Annotated in this window: 1 protein-coding gene and 1 pseudogene; both read left to right on the forward strand. The window is 53.2% G+C overall.

Features of this window, described 5'->3' with window-relative positions:
- Positions 1-162 precede the first annotated feature (162 nt).
- A complete protein-coding gene (locus NW820_RS13350; protein WP_414332524.1) occupies positions 163-339 on the forward strand; it encodes a hypothetical protein in 177 nt (58 codons plus the stop codon).
- Positions 340-460: 121 nt separating this feature from the next.
- Positions 461-553, forward strand: a pseudogene (locus tag NW820_RS13355) (hypothetical protein); the annotation flags it as partial.
- Positions 554-598 lie beyond the last annotated feature (45 nt).

Consider the following 598-nt stretch of genomic DNA (forward strand, 5'->3'; position numbering starts at 1 on the left):
GAGATTGAACTCCGGGCTGGCGCGAGATGCTTAGCTCGGCGGTGGCTGCACTTCAATTGCAGTGGTGTTGCACTGCCGCCGCTTCCATAGCCACTGAATCGAGTCCCGTTTTCCAACCTCACTTTTTTGACCCCTTTGACTGCAGATGGGAGGAACTTTAAGATGAACCGTCAGACCGTTTGGGTTAAGAGCGATACCCGAAACCACCAAGGCTATTTCATTCCCCAGTGTGAGTATACTTTGGTCGAGGCCGACCAAAACGGCTGGGCGCTGATCTGTGCGGACAATGCCCGCTGCTATTATGTGGATCCCGAACAACTCTGGTTTGAGGCGGGATGAGAACTGTTGCTGCCTATTCAGGGCTGCTTGACTTCGAGGGAGTTCTGTAGAAACGCGGGCTCCCCATCATACATTCTCCCCATGCCGTTGGGCAGGGGTTTTTTCATGGGATGAGGATTGGCCCGTCATGCCTGTACACAGAACGGGCTTTAGGCTGGTACCTTGGGGCTTCTTCGACCGCAACCCGACAATCAATCTAGCGGAGCCGGCCTGATACTCGACTGGAATCTGGTTCAAGTTCAACTTTCAATACAACTTT

The sequence above is a fragment of the Synechococcus sp. R55.7 genome, assembly GCF_047461955.1.
In the GTDB taxonomy this organism is placed as follows: Bacteria; Cyanobacteriota; Cyanobacteriia; order Thermostichales; family Thermostichaceae; genus Thermostichus.